Origin of the sequence: Xanthomonas cannabis, from assembly GCF_040616535.1 — a bacterium.
Classification (GTDB): domain Bacteria; phylum Pseudomonadota; class Gammaproteobacteria; order Xanthomonadales; family Xanthomonadaceae; genus Xanthomonas; species Xanthomonas cannabis.
This window is the reverse complement of record NZ_CP136580.1, coordinates 3,289,714-3,309,586: the sequence shown is the minus strand read 5'-3', so window position 1 is coordinate 3,309,586 and position 19,873 is coordinate 3,289,714. Positions and strand designations below refer to the sequence as shown.

General features: G+C 65.7%; 22 protein-coding genes. 3 read left to right on the top strand and 19 right to left on the bottom strand.

All coding sequences use genetic code 11. The features are described 5' to 3' along the window. Positions 1–101: 101 nt before the first annotated feature. The 12 genes from RZV17_RS14115 to RZV17_RS14060 all read right to left on the bottom strand — a co-directional run bounded on the left by RZV17_RS14115 (position 102) and on the right by RZV17_RS14060 (position 12,103). Positions 102–617, bottom strand: coding sequence for a DUF2271 domain-containing protein (locus RZV17_RS14115; RefSeq protein ID WP_228314146.1), 516 nt, complete (start codon positions 615–617; stop codon positions 102–104). Positions 618–638: 21 nt separating this feature from the next. Then, entirely contained in the window at positions 639–1,277 is a 639-nt protein-coding gene (locus RZV17_RS14110; protein WP_104579799.1) for a PepSY-associated TM helix domain-containing protein, read from the bottom strand. A gap of 6 nt (positions 1,278–1,283) precedes the next feature. After that, positions 1,284–2,042, bottom strand: a complete 759-nt coding sequence (locus tag RZV17_RS14105) for a tetratricopeptide repeat protein (protein WP_355604338.1) — start codon at positions 2,040–2,042, stop codon at positions 1,284–1,286. Further along, positions 2,035–2,721, bottom strand: coding sequence for a Fe2+-dependent dioxygenase (locus RZV17_RS14100; RefSeq protein WP_179454313.1), 687 nt, complete (start codon positions 2,719–2,721; stop codon positions 2,035–2,037). Before RZV17_RS14100 ends, RZV17_RS14105 begins: the two co-directional genes overlap by 8 nt. Positions 2,722–2,768: 47 nt before the next feature. After that, positions 2,769–5,087, bottom strand: a complete 2,319-nt coding sequence (locus RZV17_RS14095; RefSeq protein ID WP_184438948.1) for a TonB-dependent siderophore receptor — start codon at positions 5,085–5,087, stop codon at positions 2,769–2,771. A 335-nt stretch (positions 5,088–5,422) separates the two neighbouring features. Beyond that, entirely contained in the window at positions 5,423–5,752 is a 330-nt protein-coding gene (locus RZV17_RS14090) for a non-heme iron oxygenase ferredoxin subunit (protein ID WP_039404706.1), read from the bottom strand. Next, positions 5,749–6,288, bottom strand: a complete 540-nt coding sequence (locus RZV17_RS14085) for a GNAT family N-acetyltransferase (protein WP_047693804.1) — start codon at positions 6,286–6,288, stop codon at positions 5,749–5,751. The genes RZV17_RS14090 and RZV17_RS14085 overlap by 4 nt, the downstream gene beginning before the upstream one ends. A gap of 356 nt (positions 6,289–6,644) precedes the next feature. After that, positions 6,645–7,889: a cysteine desulfurase gene (locus tag RZV17_RS14080; RefSeq protein WP_047693803.1), complete on the bottom strand. Its 1,245-nt coding sequence runs from the start codon at positions 7,887–7,889 to the stop codon at positions 6,645–6,647. Next, positions 7,886–9,148, bottom strand: a complete 1,263-nt coding sequence (gene sufD / locus RZV17_RS14075; RefSeq protein ID WP_355604333.1) for a Fe-S cluster assembly protein SufD — start codon at positions 9,146–9,148, stop codon at positions 7,886–7,888. Before sufD ends, RZV17_RS14080 begins: the two co-directional genes overlap by 4 nt. After that, on the bottom strand, positions 9,148–9,912 hold the full coding sequence (gene sufC / locus RZV17_RS14070; protein WP_355604330.1) for a Fe-S cluster assembly ATPase SufC: 765 nt from the start codon (positions 9,910–9,912) through the stop codon (positions 9,148–9,150). The genes sufD and sufC overlap by 1 nt, the downstream gene beginning before the upstream one ends. Before the next feature lie 259 nt (positions 9,913–10,171). Then, positions 10,172–11,629: a Fe-S cluster assembly protein SufB gene (sufB, locus tag RZV17_RS14065; RefSeq protein WP_047693797.1), complete on the bottom strand. Its 1,458-nt coding sequence runs from the start codon at positions 11,627–11,629 to the stop codon at positions 10,172–10,174. Positions 11,630–11,644: 15 nt separating this feature from the next. Continuing rightward, on the bottom strand, positions 11,645–12,103 hold the full coding sequence (locus RZV17_RS14060) for an SUF system Fe-S cluster assembly regulator (RefSeq protein ID WP_039404723.1): 459 nt from the start codon (positions 12,101–12,103) through the stop codon (positions 11,645–11,647). Positions 12,104–12,275: 172 nt separating this feature from the next. Here RZV17_RS14060 and RZV17_RS14055 point away from each other — a divergent pair, with 172 nt between their 5' ends. Next, entirely contained in the window at positions 12,276–12,743 is a 468-nt protein-coding gene (locus RZV17_RS14055) for an SET domain-containing protein (RefSeq protein ID WP_039404726.1), read from the top strand. Between the two features lie 102 nt (positions 12,744–12,845). Beyond that, positions 12,846–13,388, top strand: a complete 543-nt coding sequence (locus RZV17_RS14050; RefSeq protein ID WP_355604327.1) for a type 1 glutamine amidotransferase domain-containing protein — start codon at positions 12,846–12,848, stop codon at positions 13,386–13,388. A 123-nt stretch (positions 13,389–13,511) separates the two neighbouring features. Here RZV17_RS14050 and RZV17_RS14045 read toward each other — a convergent pair whose 3' ends face one another. The 7 genes from RZV17_RS14045 to RZV17_RS14015 form a co-directional block, all read right to left on the bottom strand. Then, complete coding sequence (locus RZV17_RS14045) at positions 13,512–14,108, bottom strand: DUF1439 domain-containing protein (RefSeq protein ID WP_166745298.1); 597 nt, start codon at positions 14,106–14,108, stop codon at positions 13,512–13,514. A 55-nt stretch (positions 14,109–14,163) separates the two neighbouring features. Continuing rightward, a complete protein-coding gene (locus RZV17_RS14040) occupies positions 14,164–14,592 on the bottom strand; it encodes a hypothetical protein (RefSeq protein WP_355609392.1) in 429 nt (142 codons plus the stop codon). A gap of 171 nt (positions 14,593–14,763) precedes the next feature. After that, on the bottom strand, positions 14,764–15,066 hold the full coding sequence (locus RZV17_RS14035; RefSeq protein ID WP_047693789.1) for a DUF3861 family protein: 303 nt from the start codon (positions 15,064–15,066) through the stop codon (positions 14,764–14,766). Positions 15,067–15,157: 91 nt separating this feature from the next. Further along, positions 15,158–15,742, bottom strand: coding sequence for a M23 family metallopeptidase (locus RZV17_RS14030; protein ID WP_355604323.1), 585 nt, complete (start codon positions 15,740–15,742; stop codon positions 15,158–15,160). A gap of 149 nt (positions 15,743–15,891) precedes the next feature. Next, positions 15,892–16,311, bottom strand: a complete 420-nt coding sequence (locus RZV17_RS14025; RefSeq protein ID WP_039404742.1) for an HU family DNA-binding protein — start codon at positions 16,309–16,311, stop codon at positions 15,892–15,894. Between the two features lie 556 nt (positions 16,312–16,867). Continuing rightward, the gene (proC, locus tag RZV17_RS14020; protein WP_104579947.1) at positions 16,868–17,722 is read right to left on the bottom strand and encodes a pyrroline-5-carboxylate reductase; all 855 of its coding nucleotides are present in this window, start codon (positions 17,720–17,722) and stop codon (positions 16,868–16,870) included. Positions 17,723–17,765: 43 nt separating this feature from the next. Beyond that, complete coding sequence (locus tag RZV17_RS14015; RefSeq protein WP_166745300.1) at positions 17,766–18,458, bottom strand: YggS family pyridoxal phosphate-dependent enzyme; 693 nt, start codon at positions 18,456–18,458, stop codon at positions 17,766–17,768. A 327-nt stretch (positions 18,459–18,785) separates the two neighbouring features. Here RZV17_RS14015 and RZV17_RS14010 point away from each other — a divergent pair, with 327 nt between their 5' ends. Next, positions 18,786–19,823 (top strand): type IV pilus twitching motility protein PilT, encoded by a 1,038-nt coding sequence (locus RZV17_RS14010; RefSeq protein WP_003489919.1) that lies wholly within the window; start codon positions 18,786–18,788, stop codon positions 19,821–19,823. Positions 19,824–19,873 lie beyond the last annotated feature (50 nt).

Genomic DNA, 19,873 nt, shown 5'->3' with positions numbered 1-19,873 from the left:
CTGCGGGGGCAATAGGCCCGGCGAAGTAGAGCGTGTTTGCTGCGAGGAAACCGCGTGCGTCCTGCGCGCCGCTGCATGCCTGGCCGCGGTGCGCTCGCGCGTCACGGTTTGGCAGTCAGGCTGACCGTGCCCAGCTCGCTGCTGCCGCTGGCCTTGGCGGATTGCGCAGACGTGGCCGGCCAGGTGAAAGGCACCTTGACCAACTCACGCCCGCCCACTTCGCGCGCGGCCTCCACCACCAGCGTGTATTGACCGGCCGGCAGCGCCTTCAGCGCGCCCTTGGTGTCGGAGAACGACAGCGCGTGCGCGCCGGCCGGGCGGGTCGGGCCGGTCACGCCATCCACCGGCACGGTCAGGGTGCGGCCGCTTTTGCGCCACCACTGGCGCAGGTCCGGCAGCCACTTGGTGCCGTGGCCTTCGGCGGTGTCCTTGGACTGGTACCAGACCGCCAGGTTGGCCGCGACTTTCTGATCGGCGCCTTCCAGCCAGATCGCCACGTAAGGGCGGTGATATTCGGCGACATTGAGCTTGGGGATTTCGACGTTGATGTCGAGCGTGGCCGCATACGCCGGCATGGCGAGCAGGCCGCTCAGGGCGATGGTCAGGGTGGCGCGCATGATCGTCTCCGGTAACGAGGGTCAGTGGATCAACAGCAAGGCAAGCAGTAGCGGCACCAGCAAACCGAGGCCGACCAGCGGCCAGGTCATGCTGCGCTGACGGGCATGCAGGTGCAGCAGGAACAGGCCGGTGATGCAGAACACCAGGCAGGCGATGGCGAACACGTCGATGAACCAACCCCAGGCCGGCCCCGCGTTGCGGCCCTTGTGCAGGTCGTTGAGGTAGGCGATCGCGCCACGCGTGGTGGATTCGTATTCGATCGCGCCGGTGTGGCGGTCCAGGCTCAACCAGGCATCGCCGCCTGGGCGGGGCAGGGCCACATACACCTCGTCCGCGGACCACTCGCCGCTGCGCGCGCCGATGCCGATGTCCAGTTCGCGCTCCAGCCAATGCGCCACGCGTGGCGGCAGTGGTGCGTCGCCCTCTTGCCTGTCGCCCAGGGTGGTCAGCAGCGCAGGCGGCAGGGCCAGTGCGCGTTGCTCGGTCGATGGGCTGGCTTCGATGCGTGCAGCGTGATTCAGGGTCAGCCCGGTGAGCGTAAACAGCAGCATGCCGATCAGGCACAACGCCGAACTGATCCAGTGCCACTGATGCAGCATGCGCAGCCAGAACCCGCGGCGTTGCTGGGCGTTGGCGACGGCGTCGTTCGAAGTGGACATGCGGGTCTATGCCACGTCCGCAGGAGCGGACGGCTGCAGGTGCGCCTGCCGCAGGGCCACCTGGCCCAGCAGTGCGCGCAGGCGCGGCTGCGGTGCATTGGCCAGCACCGGCGTGAGCTGGCGCAGGAAGCCGGCGTGTCCCCCGGCGATGGCGCGACGCATCCACTGTTCGGCCAGATCCAGTTCGCCACTGTCTGCCAGCAAGGTGGCATAGCTCGCCTGGCCACGGAAATCGCCGGCTTCGGCGGAGCGGCGATACCAGTGGCGCGCGGCCAGCGGATCGGGGCTGCAGGCCAGACCCTGGTCGAGATAACGCGCCAGAAAGTTCATCGACTTGGCGTGGCCACGCTCGGCCGCGCGGCGATACAGCGCCAGGGCCTGCGCGTGGTCCTGCGCCACACCCCGCCCGGAGGCGTACAGATGCGCCAGGTTGTACATGCCCCACACCAGGTCGTGCTCGGCGGCGCGGCGGTACCACAAGGCCGCCAGCATCTCGTTGGCGGCAGTGCCAAACCCCAGCTCATGGCAGCGGCCCAGTTGATTCATCGCCTCCGGATGCCCGCCATTGGCGGCCACTTCGTACCACAGCATTGCCAGGGCCGGGTCTGCGGCGATGCCGCGCCCTTCGGCATAGATCTGGGCGAGCAGCAGTTGCGCGTTCGGATCGTGACCGGCCGCGGCCCTGCGCAGTAACGCAATGGCTTGGTCCGGCTGCGTGCGCAGCAGGCCGATCCACTGCGCAGGGTCCAGCGCAGGCTCAGACATCGGCCCATTGCCGCAGCAGGTTGTGATAGACGCCGGTGAGCTGGACCAGCGACGGATGGCCGGGCGTGTCTTGTGTGAGGCGCCTGATCGAGACATCCAGTTCGAACAACAGGCGGCGCTGCGCATCGTCGCGCAGCATGCTCTGGGTCCAGAAGAACGACGCCACCCGCGTACCACGCGTCACGGGCATCACCTTGTGCAGGCTGGTGCCGGGGTAGATCACCAGGTGCCCGGCCGGCAACTTGACCGACTGGGTGCCGTAGGTGTCTTCGATCACCAGCTCGCCACCGTCGTAACTATCCGGGTCGCTGAGAAACAGCGTGCCCGACACATCGGTACGTACCGGTTCGGCGCCACCGCGACTGCGGTCGTACCGCACCGCGTTGTCGACGTGATAGCCGAACGACTGCCCGCCGCTGTAGCGGTTGAACAACGGCGGATAGATCCGCCGCGGCAATGCCGCCGAAAAGAACGTACTGCTGCGCGCCAGTGCGTCCAGCACCAGCGCACTGGCGTCGCGCGCCACCGCGCTGTCTTCGGGCAGCTGCGCATTGTCCTTGGCCTGCGCCGATTGATGGCCGGCGGTGATGCGGCCGTCTGCCCAATCGGCCGCGTCCAGTCGCGCGCGCAACGTGTGCAGCTGCGCGGGCGTCAACACATCGGGAATGGGCAGCAACATGCGGTGTTCTCCACGCCGCCCGTGCCAGCCGGGCGGCGTGCCGGGGGTCAGAAACTAAAGGTGGCGTTCAATACTGCCGAGCGGCCGTCGCCCGGCAATGCCCAGCCGTTTCCGGCGGTGACGGTGCCTGCGGCATTGACGGTCAGGTTGTTGCGCACGCTGGTGTAGTACTCCTTGTCGAACAGGTTGTTGACGTTCAACTGCAGGCTGAGCCAGTCGTTGACGCGCAGGCCGACCATCGCCCGGTGCACCCAGTAATCGTCTGTCTTGATGTAGGCCGCGCCCGACGCATTGTTCGGATAGAAGCCGCCCTGATAGGTGACGCCATAACCAAAGGTCCACTGGTTGAGCGAATAGGTGGTCCAGATGTTGCCGGCATTGCGCGGGGTCTGCACCAGTTCGCGTCCGGCGACCGGATCGCCGGTGAGGCTGGCGGTGCGATTGGACACGCTCTGCAGCACTTCGCTGTCCAGGAAGGTGTAATTGGCGAAGATCGACCAGCGGTCGGTCAGGTAGCCGGCCGCACCCAGCGCGATGCCGTCCACGCGTGCCTTGCCGTCCAGCACCTGCTCGGGAATCAGCGGGTCGCCGCTGTTGACCTTGTAGTTCTCACGTTCGTTGCGGAACACCGCCGCGGTCAGCGCCAGGCGCTCATCGAGTACGTCCCATTTACCGCCGAGTTCGATGTTGACCGCCGTTTCCGGGGCGACATTGCAGTTGGCACCGGCGGTGGCGCTGGCGATCGGCGTGCACGAGCCGTTGACCGACGCCTTGGAGGGCGTCTTGCTGTTGGCGTAGGACAGATACAGGCTGGCGTTATCGGCCGGCTTGAACACCAGGCCGGCGCGGTAGGAGAACAGGTCTTCTTCGTTGCCGGCCGGGAAACCTGCGGCAACGCCGGTGATGCCACCGGCGGCGTTGACGGTGTAGGTGGTGCTATCGCCTTCGTTGTGCTCGTAGCGCCCGCCGACATTGAGCATCCACTGCTCGTTGAACTGCAACGTATCGAACAGGTAGATCGCCTGGTTGGTCAGGCTGCCCTTGCTGTGAGCGGTGCGGAAATAGTTCTGCGGGCCGGTCCAGATGTTGTACGGATTGTCGAAGCTCTGCAGCGGGTAGGTGATGCCCGTGGTGGAGCCGTCGGCATTGCGGAAGGTCGTACCGCTGTCCAGCTCGAAGTCTTCCTTGCTGAAGGCCACGCCGGCGACGATGCGATGCTCGATGGCGCCGGTACGCAGCGTGGCGGTCAGATCGGTCTGGCTGTGCGCAATGAAATTCTCGGTCTCGCGCACCAGGCCACGCGGGCCGCTGTTCGGGTTCCAGGTGGCGGGTGGCTGGCCGACGCAGGCACGACCGGTGTACGGGTCGGTGCCATCGGGCAGGCACCAGGTTCCCTGCAGTGCGGTGGCATTGAGGCTCTGGTCCACCCGCTGCAGACGCGCCAGGCTGCGCAGTTTGAGGGTGTCGCCAAAATCCATGTCCAGCACGCCGGTGAGCATGTCCACGTCGATCTCCTGACGCGAGGTATTGCGATAACCGTAGTAGGTTTCGCGGTCCACGCCCGGCAGCGGGCCGTCGTTGAACGGGCTGAGCGCAAACGGCACGCCGTACTGCGGCAGGTTGTTGTCGTGCTGGTGCAGGTAGCTCAGGGTGAAGCGGGTGTCCGAGCCCAGGCCGAAGGCCACCGACGGCGCAAAGCCCCAGCGATGACGGAATTCTTCATCGCGTCCCGGCACGTCCTGGGTGTGGCCCATCGCGTTCAGTCGCACGGCGGTGCCGTTGTCGAAGTCGTGGTTGCTGTCGACGGTGAGGCGGCCGTAGCGGTCGCTGCCGCCACCGATCAGCACGTTGGTGAAGTCGCCCTGGCCGGCCGTCTTGGTCACCAGATTGATGTTGCCGCCGACCGAGCCGGCACCGGACATGGCCGAATTGGCGCCGTTGATCAGCTCCACCGCTTCCAGGTTGAAGGTATCGCTGCGGCTGTATTGCGCGCTGTCGCGCACGCCGTCGGTGGTGATGTCGCTGCTTGCCGTGAAGCCGCGCAGGTTGATGCTGTCGCCATAGCCGCCGCCGCCTTCGCCCGCACCGAAGGTGATGCCGGGCAGGGTGCTCAGCACATCGCGCAAGGACAGCAGATTCTGCTGGTCCATGGTCTGCTTGGTGACCACGGTGATGGTCTGCGGCGTATCGCGCAGGGCTTCGGTGTACTTGGGCGAGGACGGCTTCTGCGCACGTTCCTGCTGCACCCGGATGGCATCCAGATCCACCGCACCCGGAGGGGCCGGCGCGTCGCCAGGTTGGGCAAGGGCGGGGGCGGACAGCGTCAACAGCACGGCCGAGGTGAGCGGGGAAATCCTGGGAGTCATGAGATGTCTCGAAAAGGAAAGCGATGCTCCGGCCTGGCGATGGCTCGGCGGATGCGGGAAGGGTCGAACGCCGCCGCTAGCCCACCGCGACCCGCCGGCTGCCACCACGCGCTCGGCGGCGCGGCGCTGAAAGGCGCAGGCCGGCAACAGGCGGATCAGAGGTGTCGGGCAGGGCAGGGCGCATGGGATCGCAGGCAGGTCAGATGTTAAGAAGACCTGAAGGGCTGCGATCTTAAATGCAAATCATTCTTCTTTGCAATCTTCGCCGATCGACGGCGCACGCCGCCCCCGATGGCGGGCGCTAGCGTGGGGTTGCGGGCTGGGCGATGGTCGCCTCAGCGGTCGTCGCGGGTCCAGATGCCGTCGTGCTCGCGCTTGACCGGAAACTTGGGCACGGCGGTGTACGCTGGTGCACACAGTGGGCGGCCATCGCGGATATCAAAGCGCGCACTATGCAGCTGGCACTCGATGGTACCGGCCACCGGGTCGAAGCTGCCGGGCGACAGTTCGTAGTCTTCATGGCTGCAGCGGTCTTCCAGCGCGTACAGCTCGCCGTCGAGGTTGAACACCACGATGGGCGCGTCGGTCACTTCATCCCACACGGTTTGCAGTTCGCCGGGCAGCAAGGCTGCGCTGGCGCAGACAAAGGTCCAGGTCTCGCTCATGGGGATGCGCCGTCCAGCGGTTTTTCCAGCACTTCGAAGCGCAGATCCTGACGCAGCGGCACGCCGAAGCGTTCGTCGCCATACGGAAACGGCTTGAGGATGCCGGTGCGGCGATACCCGCGGCGCTCATAAAAGGCAATGAGTTCGTTGCGCACATCGATCACGGTCATGCGCATGACCGGCAGCTGCCATTCGGTGGCGGCGATGCGCTCGCCCTCGGCCAGCAATGTCTTGCCGAGGCCGCTCCCCTGCAGTGTCGGGTCGACCGCGAACATGCCGAAATACCCGGCGCCCTCATCGTCGGCGATGTGGGCACACGCCACCAGCCTGCCATCCTGCTCGACCAGCAACACCAGGCTGCGTTCACGCAGGATGTCCTGCCGCAGCACTGCAGGATCGATACGCGCGCCATCGAGAATGTCGGCCTCCGTGGTCCAGCCCACGCGGCTGCTGTCGCCGCGATAGGCCGAGGTCACCAACTGGACAAGGGCGTCGATGTCATCAACGGTGGCGGTGCGGAAAGTGGTGGTCTGCATGCAGGCAGTTTAGCGGGAATCAGGAATGGGTGATTCGGGATTCGGGATTCGCTGGTGCTTGGTCGGTTGCATGTAGACATGTATGGCAGCCCCGCAATGCACGCAGGATCTGCTGGGCCATACGCAACCAGTCCAGGCAAAGCCGGAGGAAGCAGAAGCGAGCCCCTCTCCTCCCCAGGAGAGGGGTTGGGGTGAGGGTACGGAGCGAAGCGCTCGTGCAGTCGAACAACGCCAGGCTTTGCACGTACCCTCATCCGCCCCTTCGGGGCACCTTCTCCCGCCGGGAGAAGGAACTGCAATGCGGATCTCAGGGAACACGGTTTCCACGAATCCCAACCCCAATCCCCACAATCAACTCACCCAAGCAACGTCCGCACCTTTTTCAATGCCGCAACAAAGCGCTCGATCTCGTCGTGCGTGTTGTAGAACGCCAGCGAGGCCCGGCAGGTTGCCGCAACGCCGTAGTACTGCAGCAGCGGATGCGCGCAGTGCTGGCCGGAGCGGACTGCGACGCCTTCCAGGTCGAGCAAGGTGGCCAGGTCGTGCGAATGTGCGCCGTCGATCAGGAACGACACCACGGCCGCCTTGTCCGGCGTGGTGCCGAAGATACGCAGGCCGTCGATCCGTTGCAGCTCTTCGGTGAAGTGCGCCAGCAGTTCGGCTTCGCGCGCTTCCACGTGGTCGAGACCGATCGACTCCAGATAATCCACGGCCGCGCCCAGGCCGATGAAACCGGCGATGTTGGGCGTGCCGGCTTCGAACTTGTGCGGGGCATCGTTGAAAACGGTGTTCTCGAAGCTCACTTCCTTGATCATCTCGCCGCCGCCCAGAAATGGCGGCATGGCCTGCAGATGTTCGCGGCGTGCCCACAACGCGCCGGTACCGGTGGGGCCGCACATCTTGTGGCCGGTGATGGCATAGAAATCGCAGCCGATGCCGGCCACATCGATACGCCGATGCGGCGCCGCCTGTGAGCCGTCCACCACGCTGACAATGCCGCGCTTGCGTGCCTCGCGGCAGATCTCGCGCACCGGATTGACCGTGCCCAGCACATTGGACACATGGGTGATCGCCAGCAACTTGACCTCGGGCGTCATCGCCTTGCGCAAGGCGTCCAGATCCAGCGCGCCATCGGGGGTGATTTCGGCCACACGGATGGTCGCGCCGGTGCGCTGGGCCACCAGCTGCCACGGCACGATGTTGGCATGGTGTTCCATGCGCGAGATCAGGATCACATCGCCGGCGCCCAGTCGCGGCAAGGCCCAGGAATAAGCGACCAGATTGATCGCGAAGGTCGTGCCGCTGCACAGCACCAGCTCGTCGGCGCGCACGTTGAGAAAGCGCGCCAGCTTGCTGCGGGCGCCCTCGAACGCGTCAGTGGCTTCACTGCCCAGCGCATGCACCGCGCGGCTGACGTTGGCGTTCTGACGGCGATAGAACTCATCGGTGGCCGCGATGACCTGCAGCGGCTTCTGCCCGGTGTTGGCGTTATCGAAGTAGATCAGCGGCTTGCCGTGCACCTGACGCATCAGCAGCGGGAAGTCGGAACGGACGCGCTCCCACTCCGGGGCGCTACCCGCAGCGACGGCAGGCGCGTTCATGCCACACCCGCCGAATTCAGGGCGCGGTCCAGCTGCAAGGCCAGTACGGCGCTCAACGCCGTGGGCAGCACCCGTAGCGGCTCGTGGCAAAACGCGGCGCTGAGCAGGCGCTGTGCCTCGGCCTGCGGCAGGCCGCGGGAGCGCAAATAGAACAAGGCGTTTTCGTCGAGCTGGCCGACCGTGGCGCCATGCGCAGCCTGCACTTCATCGGCATCGATCACCAGTACCGGCTGGGTGTCGATCTCGGCGTTGGCAGACAGCAACAGGTTCTTGTTGGACAGACGCGCGTCGGTGCCGTCGGCGCCGGGCCGGATATGGATGCCGCCATGAAACACCAGGCGGCTGCGGTCGGCGCCGACGCCCCGCCACACCAGCTCGCAGGCGGTATCGCGGGCGATATGGTCGATGCCCAGGCGCGTGTCGACATGGCGGCGGCCGTTGCCCAGCAACACGCCATTGGCAGTGAGCCGTGCATTGTTGCCTTCCAGGCGCACGTTGAGCTCGTGCCGCGACAGGCCGGCGCCCAGTTCCAGATCCACGCGCTGGTAGCGTGCATCGCGTGCGAGCACAGCATCGGTGCGCAGCAGCGAGGTCGCTTGCGCGCTGTCGGCTTGCACGCGGGCATGCGACAGCGCCGCGTCCTGACCCAGGTGCACATGCATCACGCTGTTGTCCAGGTGCGCCGCGTCGCCGACGTGCAGATGGTGCTCGACCACGCTCAGTGCCGCGCCGGCCCGCAGTTCGATCAGATGGCGGTGATGCCAGGACAGATCGTGATCGCCGGCCACGCTGACAAAGACAAGGTGCAGCGGCAGTGCGATCTGCGCGCCGTCGCGCACACGCACCAGCACGCCTTCGTCGGCGAGCGCCGCATTGAGGCGGGCGAAGATCTCGTCGCTGCCCTCGAAACGACGGCCGAGCAGATGCTGCGCGTCATCGCCTGCAGCGATCGAGGCGGACAGGGTGTCCAGCTGTACACCGTCCGGCAGGCTCGCCACATCACTGAGCGCCGCCGATGGCCGTCCATTGACGAATACCAGCCGTGGCGTCGGAATGTCGTCCAGCACGGCGGCATCGACCAAGGTCGGTACCAATGGCGCCGGATGAAAACTGCGCCGTTCCAGCTGCCGCAGCGAGGTGTACTTCCATGCTTCGGCGCGCGGGCCGGGCAGGCCGGCCTGCAGTGCGGCATCCAGCTCGGCGCGGCGCGCATCGTCGCCGCAGAAGCCGCGTGCCAGGGAGTCGAGCAGGGCGCTCATCAGGCGGCAACCTCGGGCACGACACGGTCCTTGAGAAAGTGATAACCGTGTTTTTCCAGCTCCAGCGCCAGCTCCGGGCCGCCGCTCTGCACGATGCGGCCTTCGGCCAGCACATGCACCACGTCCGGCTTGATGTAGTCGAGCAGGCGCTGGTAGTGGGTGATCACCAGGAACGAGCGCTCCGGCGAGCGCAATGCATTGACGCCGTCGGCCACGCTCTTGAGCGCATCGATGTCCAGGCCGGAGTCGGTCTCGTCCAGGATGGCGAGCTTGGGTTCGAGCACCGCCAGCTGGAAGATCTCGTTGCGCTTCTTTTCGCCGCCGGAGAATCCTTCGTTGACGCCGCGATGCAGCAGCTCGTCCTTCAGATGCAGTACGGCGAGCTTCTGGCGCACCAGCTTGAGGAACTGCATCGAATCCAGCTCGTCCTCGCCACGTGCCTTGCGCTGCGCATTGAGTGCGGCGCGCAGGAAGTAGGTGTTATTGACGCCGGGGATTTCCACCGGGTACTGGAAGGCCAGAAACAGGCCGGCGGCAGCGCGTTCTTCCGGCGGCAGCTCGAGCAGGTCCTTGCCTTCGAACTGCACGCTGCCGGCGCTGACCTCATAGCCGTCGCGCCCGGCCAGCACGTTGCCCAGCGTGGATTTGCCCGCGCCGTTGGGTCCCATGATGGCGTGCACCTGGCCCGGCTGGATGTCCAGCGACAGGCCCTTGAGGATGTCTTTGCCGGCGATGCTGGCGTGGAGGTTTTGAATGTTGAGCATAGTCGTAATCCAGTAATTGAGCCCCTCTCCCGTCGGGAAAGGGTTGGGGTGAGGGGGCGCCGCAAGCAACTCGAAAGCCTCAGCGACTAATGAACGCGTCGCCACGCGCCATTGAAGTGAGCGTCCGAAGCTCTTCGACAATTCACCCTGGCTGGCGCGTAGCGACGCGTTTGTCATGGTCAATCTTTCGAGGATCTTCTTGGCGCCCCTCATCCGGCGCTTTGCGCCACCTTCTCCCGGAGGGAGAAGGGAATAAGTGTCAGCCGACGCTGCCTTCCAGGGAGACTTCCAGCAGCTTCTTGGCTTCCACCGCGAACTCCATCGGCAGCTCGCGGAACACCTGCTTGCAGAAGCCGTCGACGATCAACGACACCGCGTCTTCCTGGCTGATGCCGCGCGCGCGGCAATAGAACAGCTGGTCGTCGCTGATCTTGGACGTGGTGGCCTCGTGCTCGACCGTGGCGCCCGGGTTCTTCACCTCGATATAGGGGAAGGTGTGCGCGCCGCATTGCTTGCCGATCAATAGCGAATCGCACTGGGTGTAGTTGCGTGCGCCATCGGCGTTGCGGTCCACCTTGACCAGGCCGCGATAGGTGTTTTGCCCGCGCCCGGCGCTGATGCCCTTGCTGACAATCTTGCTCTTGGTGCGCTTGCCGATGTGGATCATCTTGGTGCCGGTATCGGCCTGCTGACGGTGGTGCGTCAGCGCGACCGAATGGAACTCGCCCACCGAATCGTCGCCAAGCAGCACGCACGACGGGTACTTCCAGGTGATCGCCGAGCCGGTTTCGACCTGGGTCCAGGTCACCTTGCTGCGCGCACCACGGCATTCGGCACGCTTGGTCACGAAGTTGTAGATGCCGCCAACACCGTTCTCGTCACCCGGATACCAGTTCTGCACCGTCGAATACTTGATCTCGGCATCTTCCAGCGTCACCAGCTCCACCACGGCCGCATGCAGCTGGTTTTCATCGCGCATCGGCGCGGTGCAGCCTTCCAGGTACGACACGTAGGCCTTGTCCTCGCATACGATCAAGGTGCGCTCGAACTGGCCGGTGTGGCCAGCATTGATGCGGAAATAGGTGCTCAGCTCCATCGGGCAACGCACACCCTTGGGAATGAACACGAAGCTGCCATCGGAAAACACGGCCGAGTTCAGCGCGGCGAAGTAGTTGTCGCCCACCGGCACCACGCTGCCCAGATACTGCCGGACGATCTCCGGATGTTCCTTGATGGCCTCGGACATCGAGCAGAAAATCACGCCCTTTTCGGCCAGCTCCTTGCGGAACGTGGTGCCGACCGAGACCGAATCGAACACTGCGTCCACTGCAACGCCGGCCAGCTTGGCACGCTCGTGCAGCGGTACCCCGAGCTTGTCATAGGTGTCGAGCAGTTCCTTGGGCACCTCGTCCAGCGACGCGTACTTCGGGCCCTTGGGCGCGGAGTAATAGCTCAATGCCTGGAAATCGATCGGCGCGATGTTCAACTTCGCCCACTCCGGCATCGGCATCTTCAGCCAGTGGCGGTACGCCTCCAGCCGCCAGTCGGTCATCCATTGCGGCTCGTCCTTCTTGGCCGACAGCGCAATGATGGTGTCTTCGTCCAGGCCGGGCGGGAGCGAATCGGACTCGATCGCGGTGATGAAGCCGGCGTCGTAACGTCGACCCAGCCGTTCGAGGATCTGTGCATTCTGCGGGGGAGCTAGTTCGGTGGCCATCGGGCTGCCTACAGGTCAGGTGGTCGCGACGCGAGCGGCGATGGAACGCCGACGGCTGTCGCCAGGGAGAGAAAGGGGCTGCAACATCTGCGCGAGCGTGACCCGACGCAAGGCGTCGCCGACCACGTCGTTGATCAGGCGCCAGTTGGAGCGCACCCCGCAGGTCTGCGCGATGCCGCACTGGCTATGGTCCTGGCTGCATTCGGTAATCGCCAACGGACCTTCCATGGCCTCGACGATTTCCACCAGGGTGATCTGGCTGGCCGCGCGCGCCAGTCGGTAACCGCCATGCACGCCTCGCAGGCCTTCGACCAGACCGGCCTGCGACAACGGCTTGAGAATCTTGCTCACGGTCGGCGCTTCCAGGCCCGCCTGTTCGGCCAGCTCGCTGGCGCTGAGGACCTCGCCACACCGGGCGGCAAGCACGGTCAGCACGACAGTGGCGTAATCGGTGAGTTTGGTGACGCGCAACATGAAAGACGAAGCACCTTAAAGCGGACCGAAATTGTACTCTTTTGGCGCGGGCAGGGCCAACTGCCCGGTTCAGCCCCCGGCAAGCACCCAGCGTTGCGGCAGTGGGTGCGCTTGTGCTTGGCGCATGGGCGCGCTGCGGTCACAATGAGCGGCCCCCTCACCGGACCCTTACATGTCGCGCAAAGTTGCCGCCCGCAAGTCACGTATCCACGGCAATGGCATGTTCGCCCTCGCCCCGCTCCGCAAGGGCGAGCGCATCATTCAATACAAGGGACGCCTGCGCACGCATGCCGAAGTGGATGCAGACGATACCGGTGATGTGGAAAGTGGCCACACCTTCCTGTTCACGCTCAGCGACGATTACGTGCTGGACGCCAACTACGAAGGCAACGTCGCACGCTGGATCAACCACAGCTGCAATCCCAATTGCGAAGCGGTGATCGAGGAAGCCGAAGGCGACGACCGTCGCAAGGACAAGATCTTCATCGAGGCCAAGCGCGCCATCAAGGCCGGCGAGGAACTCACCTACAACTACGGCATCACCTTGAGCGAGCGCCACACCCCGCGTCTGAAGAAGATCTGGGAATGCCGCTGCGGCTCCAAGAACTGCACCGGCACGATGCTGCAGCCCAAGCGCTGACCGTAGGCGAACGCCGCGCGCTGACGCGCCGCATACATCGGTTCACAGGTGCGCAACGGCGCGCTGCCTAGGGTGCGGGCTTCTTTGAAGAGGAGCCCACACATGTCGTATTCGCTCTCTGGCAAAACCGTGGCCGTACTGGCGACCGATGGTTTTGAACAATCCGAGCTGACGGAGCCCAAGCGCCTGCTGGAATCCTGGGGCGCCAAGGTCGATGTGATCGCGCCAGGCGACAGCGCCACGATTCGTGCCTGGAACCATACCGATTGGGGCGATTCGGTCGCCGTCGACCGGTCGCTCGCTCAGGCAACGCCGAACAGCTATGACGCCCTGGTGCTGCCCGGCGGCGTGCTCAATCCCGATACGCTGCGCACCGACGCGCAGGCCATTGCCTTCATTCGCGCCTTCGCCACGGCGCACAAGCCAGTGGCCGCGATCTGCCATGGTCCATGGCTGTTGCTGGAGAGCGATCTGGTACGCGACCGCAACGTCACCTCCTGGCCGTCGGTCAAGACAGACCTGACCAATGCCGGCGCGCGCTGGCAGGACGCCGAAGTGGTGGTGGATGGGAAGTTGATCACCAGCCGCAAGCCGGACGACATTCCGGCGTTCAGTGCCGCCGTCGCCAAGGCGCTATCCGCATAAGGGCGAGCGCGTTGCCGGTGGCAGCACGCATATAAAGGCCCGGCGCTGATGCGTCGGGCCTTTGTGTGGACGCCTGCGTTGCGCAGGGCGGGTCGATCGGCACTGCACGGCGCAGCGTGCGGCTTATTTGCCCGACAGTGCCGCCGCCGGCACCAGCTGCTCGATGTTCTGATTGAAGTTGACGGCGACCCGCCCGTTCTGGATGCCGACCGATTCCACCTGGACGGCGCCCATCACCGCCGCAATCGACGGGTCGATGCGGTAAATCGGTTCCTTGCGCGCGTAGTCCGCCAGCCAGGTGTTGAGCAGCTGGCGGGTGCTGTGGTCGAGTTTTGCGCCGGCATGGGCCGGACGGAAATCGTCGATGCTGGGCTGGTCGAGATAGAAGCCCTGCTTGGCGACGTCGTAGCGCAGCGCGCTGGTCAGGGTCACGTTGCCCACCGGCGATGGCGCCCCGCCGGCAGTGGCAACCGCCAGATCGAACGCCATCTTGAGCCGGTCGCCCGGCGGCAGTGACAGCGCGGGATTGCTGACCGTCATTTCAACCAGGCCGCCGAGCGTGTCGTGCGTCTGCGGAAAGCGGCCGCCGAGATACTGCTGCAAGTCGCTGGCCTGCACGCTGATCTGACGGCCCTGGATCTGCGGCGCCGCCCAGGCACCGGTGGCGGGAAGTGCCAAGGCAAGGGCGAGCACGGATCCGGTAAGCGAACGCAGTTTCATCGAGTGACTCCGGCAACAGGTGACACAACCTTAGTCAGCGCCGGTGAACCACGGGTTAGCGCAGCACCGGCTGTAGCGTGGCCGAGTAGATTTCCCAGCGGTCGCTGCCGGCACGTGGTTGCAAGCGGTACGCGCCGACCAATTGTTGCGTGCCGGACCGGGTGCGGACGGTGATGCGCACGGGTACCTCGATCTGTCGTGGCGGATGCTGCTGATCCAGCGGCAGCGGCGGGTCGTTCATGATGCGCATCGACTGGATGTCGCTCATACCGCGCAGGACCGCATCGTCGGGCACCGGCGCCGGGTGCCCGCCCGTCCACAGCGCATCGGCATCCGCGCGTGCCGCACCTGGCAGCGCGCCCAGGTAACGCTGCACGGTGGCGCTTGCTTCGGCGAACGCGGCGCGTGCCTGCGCATCGTCGGGATCTTCGGCGGGCGCGAGCGCTGGAGTGCCCGGCGCGGCGTGGATGGCTGCCTGCTCCATGGCATCGGCCTGGTGCGAGGATGGTGGAGCGGCCGCGGTTTCCTGCTCTGCGGTGCGCTGACAACTGCAGCCGGCAAGTGCGGCCACTGACATGACGATTGCAATCCAGCGCATGGCGCGTCCCCATCCCCGATGCGCGCAGTGTAGCGGCGCAGTGCACCGCGCTGGTGCTCAGACGCCTGGCTGTACGCGTTGCAGGCGTTCGAGCAGGAGCTGCAGCTTTGGTCGCAACGCGTCGAGCGCGTCGCTGGGTTGGGTGCGCGGGCGGGCGGCCAGGTCCTCCAGCAGCTGCGAGCCCACCGTCAACGCGGCGCATTCGTCGCTGCTCAGGTCGCGGCGCAGGTGCAGTTCTTCGAGCAGGCGCATCCAGTCCGCCCGCGAGCGCTGTTCGAACTCGATGGTGCAGCGGTCGTCACACGGGCGTCCGTCGTTTTCGATGGGCGTGACCGTAATGCGGTAGCGTTTTCGGGACATGGTGGTCGCGTCACTCCTGGACTGACGCCACCATAGGGGCAGGCCGCCGCGCGCTCGAGAGTGCGGGCCATGACGCAGTGTTCCAGCGCGCTCAGTCGGCAGGCGGCGATGGGGTTTGACGCAGCAGCGGCAGTGGATCGTACGCACCGTTGCGTCCATAGACACCAAAGTGCAGATGCGGCGGCGTGCCGCGCGCATTGCCGGTGGTGCCGACCATGCCCAGCTGTGTGCCAGGCTCGACCACATCGCCCACCGCCAGGCCTGCCGCCCAATCGTCCAGATGCGCGTAATAGTGCCGCTCCATCGCCGGGCCGAGCAGCCAGACCTGCTTGCCGCCCAGGCCCTGGTCGCGGATGGCGCTGACCACGCCGCGCGTTGCCGCCACCACCGGTGTACCGCGTGGCGCGAAGATATCCACGCCCGCATGCGTACGGTCGCGGCCACGCGGTGCACCAAAGGTGTCAGCAATCTGTCGCGCACGCACGTCCTTGACCGGGATGGCCAGGCGCTCCGGCGGTGGCATCCGCGACAATTCCCAGGTAGTGCGCAGTTGTGTTGCGATCGGCAATTGCCACGCCCAACGTGCGGCGACTGCCAGGACACACAGCACGGCGATCCACAGCAAGAAGCGGCGAAGCCGGCGTGCGGGGCTGGAGCTTGGAGTGGCTGAGGTCACGAAAGATGCTGCTTGCAGGGACGCCGGCCAGGGTAGGGGAGCGGCGATGAGCGAGGTGTGTGGTGGGTGCGGCACTGCATTGACGTCATGACGTGCGCAAAAAAAAGACGGCCCGAAGGCCGTCCCGATGACACCGGATGCGCGCTGGATCAGAGCGCGGCGTCTTTCAGCTTCTTCAGGGGGCGAACCTTGACCTTACGGGTTGCGGCCTTGGCAGCAAAGATCTGCTCTTCCTTGGTGAAGGGGTTGATGCCCTTGCGCTTCGGCTTGGCCGGCACGTTGACCGAGGTGATCTTGAGCATGCCCGGCAGGGTGAAGCTGCCGACGCCCTTCTTGTTCAACGAGGAATGCGCAGCGGCTTCCAGCGACGCCAGCACGGCGCGCACGTCCTTCGGAGCCAGCTGGGTGGATTCGGCGATGTGGGCGACCAAGCCGGTCTTGCTCAGGGCTTCCTTGATCGGCTTCGGCGCGGCCGACGTAGCGGCCTTGGCCGGCTTCGCAGTCTTGGTGGCGGCGACCTTTTTCACTGCCTTCTTGGGGGCAGCCTTCTTAGCGGCGGTTTTTGCCATGAGGTATACGTTCCGTATTCGTTGGTGGTGTTGGGTCTGCCGACCCAGTCGGCAACGCGAAATGTAGGGCAACTGCTGCGCGCCGCCAATAGGCAAACCATGAAACAACACGAAAAAAGCGTCTTTCGACGGGGATTCGTTCACCGGCGGCGCAAAACGCCGACAGAAACGCAGTGCTCGACACGCACGGCGCACGCGTGGGTGCGGCATCTGATGCAGGGCAACAGGTGATTTGCGCAGGCAGGTGTGCGTGTTTGCGCGCATGGGGAGCACGCATCGATTGCGCTTCGGTCGGCATTGGGTGGCATGCGCTGCAACAAGCGATGGCGAAGTGGCCTTGCGTGCGTGCTGCGCAATGTCGATTGGCATCGATTGCAAGGAAGCTGCACGGCATGTGCGTTGAAGGCCCGCAACCGGCACCGATGCCGTGTCGATGCTGGATGCGCCTGGCGCAACGCTGTCTTGGTGGCGGCCGGCGAGTCGCTGCCGTTGGCGTCACCGGTGGATCGCGCGGCGGCATCGCAGCGGTCGATGCCGCCGCGGCCCTGTTGTGCGGCTAGTCGTTGGCAGCCGACAAGCTGCGGCCGCGCTCGGTCGCCGCCGCGATCGCTTTGGCAGTCAACGCTTCGAAACCGCCTGCCTGGAAGGTCTCGATGGCCGCTTGCGTGGTGCCGTTGGGCGAGGTCACGCGGCGGCGGAGCAGCTCCGGTGCTTCGCCCGATTCGGTGAGCATACGCGATGCGCCGAGCAGGGTTTGCAGCACCAGCGTGCGTGCGGTATCGGCCGGCAGGCCCTGCGCCTGCGCTGCGGCCTCCATGGCTTCGGCCAGCAGAAACACGTAGGCCGGCCCACTGCCAGAAACCGCCGTCACTGCATCCATCTGTGCTTCGTCGTCGATCCACACGGTGACGCCGGCGCTTTCCAGCAGGCCGGTCGCGTGCGCACGCTGCGCATCGGACACGCGCGCGGTGGCGTACAGACCGGTGACGCCGGCGCCAAGCAGTGCGGGCGTGTTGGGCATTGCGCGCACCACCGCCACATCGCCACCGGACCAGCGCTGCAGCTGCGTGGCGGTGATGCCGGCGGCGATCGACAGCAACAGCGGCTGCTGTGCCTGCGCGAGGTCGGCCAGTTGCGCACACACGGCCGGCATGACCTGTGGCTTGACCGCGAGCACCCAGGTGGCTGCGCCGTCGGCCGCAGCCTCTGCGTCGGCGACCACCGCCACGCCGAAATCGCGCGACAGCGCGGCACGCAGGTCGGCGACCGGCTCGGCGACGCGGATGTCGGCTGCCGGTGTGCCTTGCCGGATCAGTCCGGCGATCAGGCTGCGTGCCATGTTGCCGCCGCCGATGAACGCGATGGGCGCGGCGTGGGCGGACGATGGCGCAGGCGAAACGGGCAGGGGCATCGTGGTCACTCCGGTCATAAGAATAGGTGTGGCGTTGCGCAGATCAGGCGGCGGTGTCGGTCAGCGGCGCCCGCGTACCGAACAGCGCCGTGCCCACGCGCACCATGGTGGCACCGGCCGCGATCGCTTCGGCGAAGTCGGCGCTCATGCCCATCGACAAGGTGTCCACCTGCCGGTGCGCCTGCCGCAGCTGTGCGAACAGGGACTGCATGCGCGCAAACGCGTCGGCGCGCCGCGCCTGCTCCGGGAACGGCGCCGGGATTGCCATCAGCCCGCGTAGCTGCAGACGCGGTTGCAGCGCAATGGCCTCGGCCAGGGCGTCGATCGCCTCGGGGGCGCAGCCATATTTGCTGTTCTCATCGTCGATATTGACCTGGATCAGCACCTTCAACGGCGCGCGGTCGTCCGGCCGGTGGCGCGCCAGCAGCGGAATCAGCTTGGGGCGATCCACCGTCTGCACCCAGTCGAAACACTGGCTGGCGACATCGGCCTTGTTGGATTGCAGGTGGCCGATGAGATGCCATTCCAGGCCCAGCTCGCGCAGGGCAGCAATCTTGGCCTGCGCTTCCTGCACGTAGTTTTCGCCGAAGGCGCGCTGCCCCTGGGCAGCCAGTGCGGCCACCGCTTCGGCGGGTTTGGTCTTGGACACCGCAAGCAGACGGACATCGGAGCGCGCATGCGCGGCTGCCGCGACGTGGATGGCATCGAGGATCTGCTGCAGCGACGAAACCGGCACGTGGCATTCCAGAAAGGACGGGAGCGCTAGTGTGCCGACGCGGCTGGCTTCCTTCCAGCGCGTTGCGTGCCTGGCACGTGCAGCTCAGGCCGGCGCGCAGGTCTGTTCCCGCAGCTGAGGCGACGTGCGTGGCAGCGGGGTTGGCCAGGCCAGGCAAGCCGTTCGCAAGCCGGCGCCGGGCCCGCCCATGCCCGAAAGACAACGCCTTCAGCCCTGCGCGGCCGTGCCGACCTGAACCGGTGGCGGGCCGCTCCCCGCTGGCATCCAGAACGCTATACTGCCGGCCGGGGAGTACCTTCCAATCGCAGCCTAGGGGAAAAGCAGCGCATGGATATCGCTGAACTATTGGCGTTTTCTGTCAAGAACAAGGCATCGGACCTGCACCTGTCTGCAGGGCTGCCGCCGATGATCCGTGTCGATGGCGATGTCCGCCGCATCAATATTCCGGCGCTGGACCACAAGCAGGTGCATGCGCTGGTCTACGACATCATGTCGGACAAGCAGCGCCGCGATTACGAAGAATTCCTCGAGGTCGACTTCTCGTTCGAGATCCCGTCGCTGGCGCGCTTCCGCGTCAATGCGTTCAATCAGAACCGCGGCGCCGGTGCGGTGTTCCGTACCATTCCCTCCGAAGTGCTGACGCTGGAAGACCTGGGCTGCCCGCCGATCTTCCGCCAGCTGATCGACCAGCCGCAGGGCCTGATCCTGGTCACGGGCCCCACCGGGTCGGGCAAGTCGACCACGCTGGCCGGCATGATCGACTACATCAACAAGAACGAATACGGCCACATCCTCACTGTCGAGGACCCGATCGAATTCGTGCACACCTCGCAGAAGTGCCTGATCAACCAGCGCGAAGTGCACCGCGACACGCACGGCTTCAACGAGGCGCTGCGCTCGGCACTGCGCGAAGACCCGGACATCATCCTTGTGGGCGAATTGCGCGACCTGGAGACCATCCGCCTGGCGCTCACCGCCGCGGAAACCGGCCACCTGGTGTTCGGCACCCTGCACACCAGCTCGGCGGCCAAGACCATCGACCGCATCATCGACGTGTTCCCGGCCGGCGAAAAGCCGATGGTGCGCTCGATGCTGTCCGAGTCGCTGCGCGCGGTCATTTCGCAGGCGCTGCTGAAGAAGGTGGGCGGCGGACGCACCGCCGCCTGGGAAATCATGGTCGGCACCCCGGCCATCCGTAACCTGATCCGCGAGGACAAGGTGGCGCAGATGTATTCCTCGATCCAGACCGGCCAGCAATACGGCATGCAGACGCTGGACCAGCATCTGCAGGACCTGGTCAAGCGCAGCCTGATCACGCGCAACCAGGCGCGTGAGTACGCGAAGGACAAGCGGATATTCGAGTAGCCGGGATTCGGGATTCGGGATTGGGGATTCGCAACGGCGATTTCCCGTGC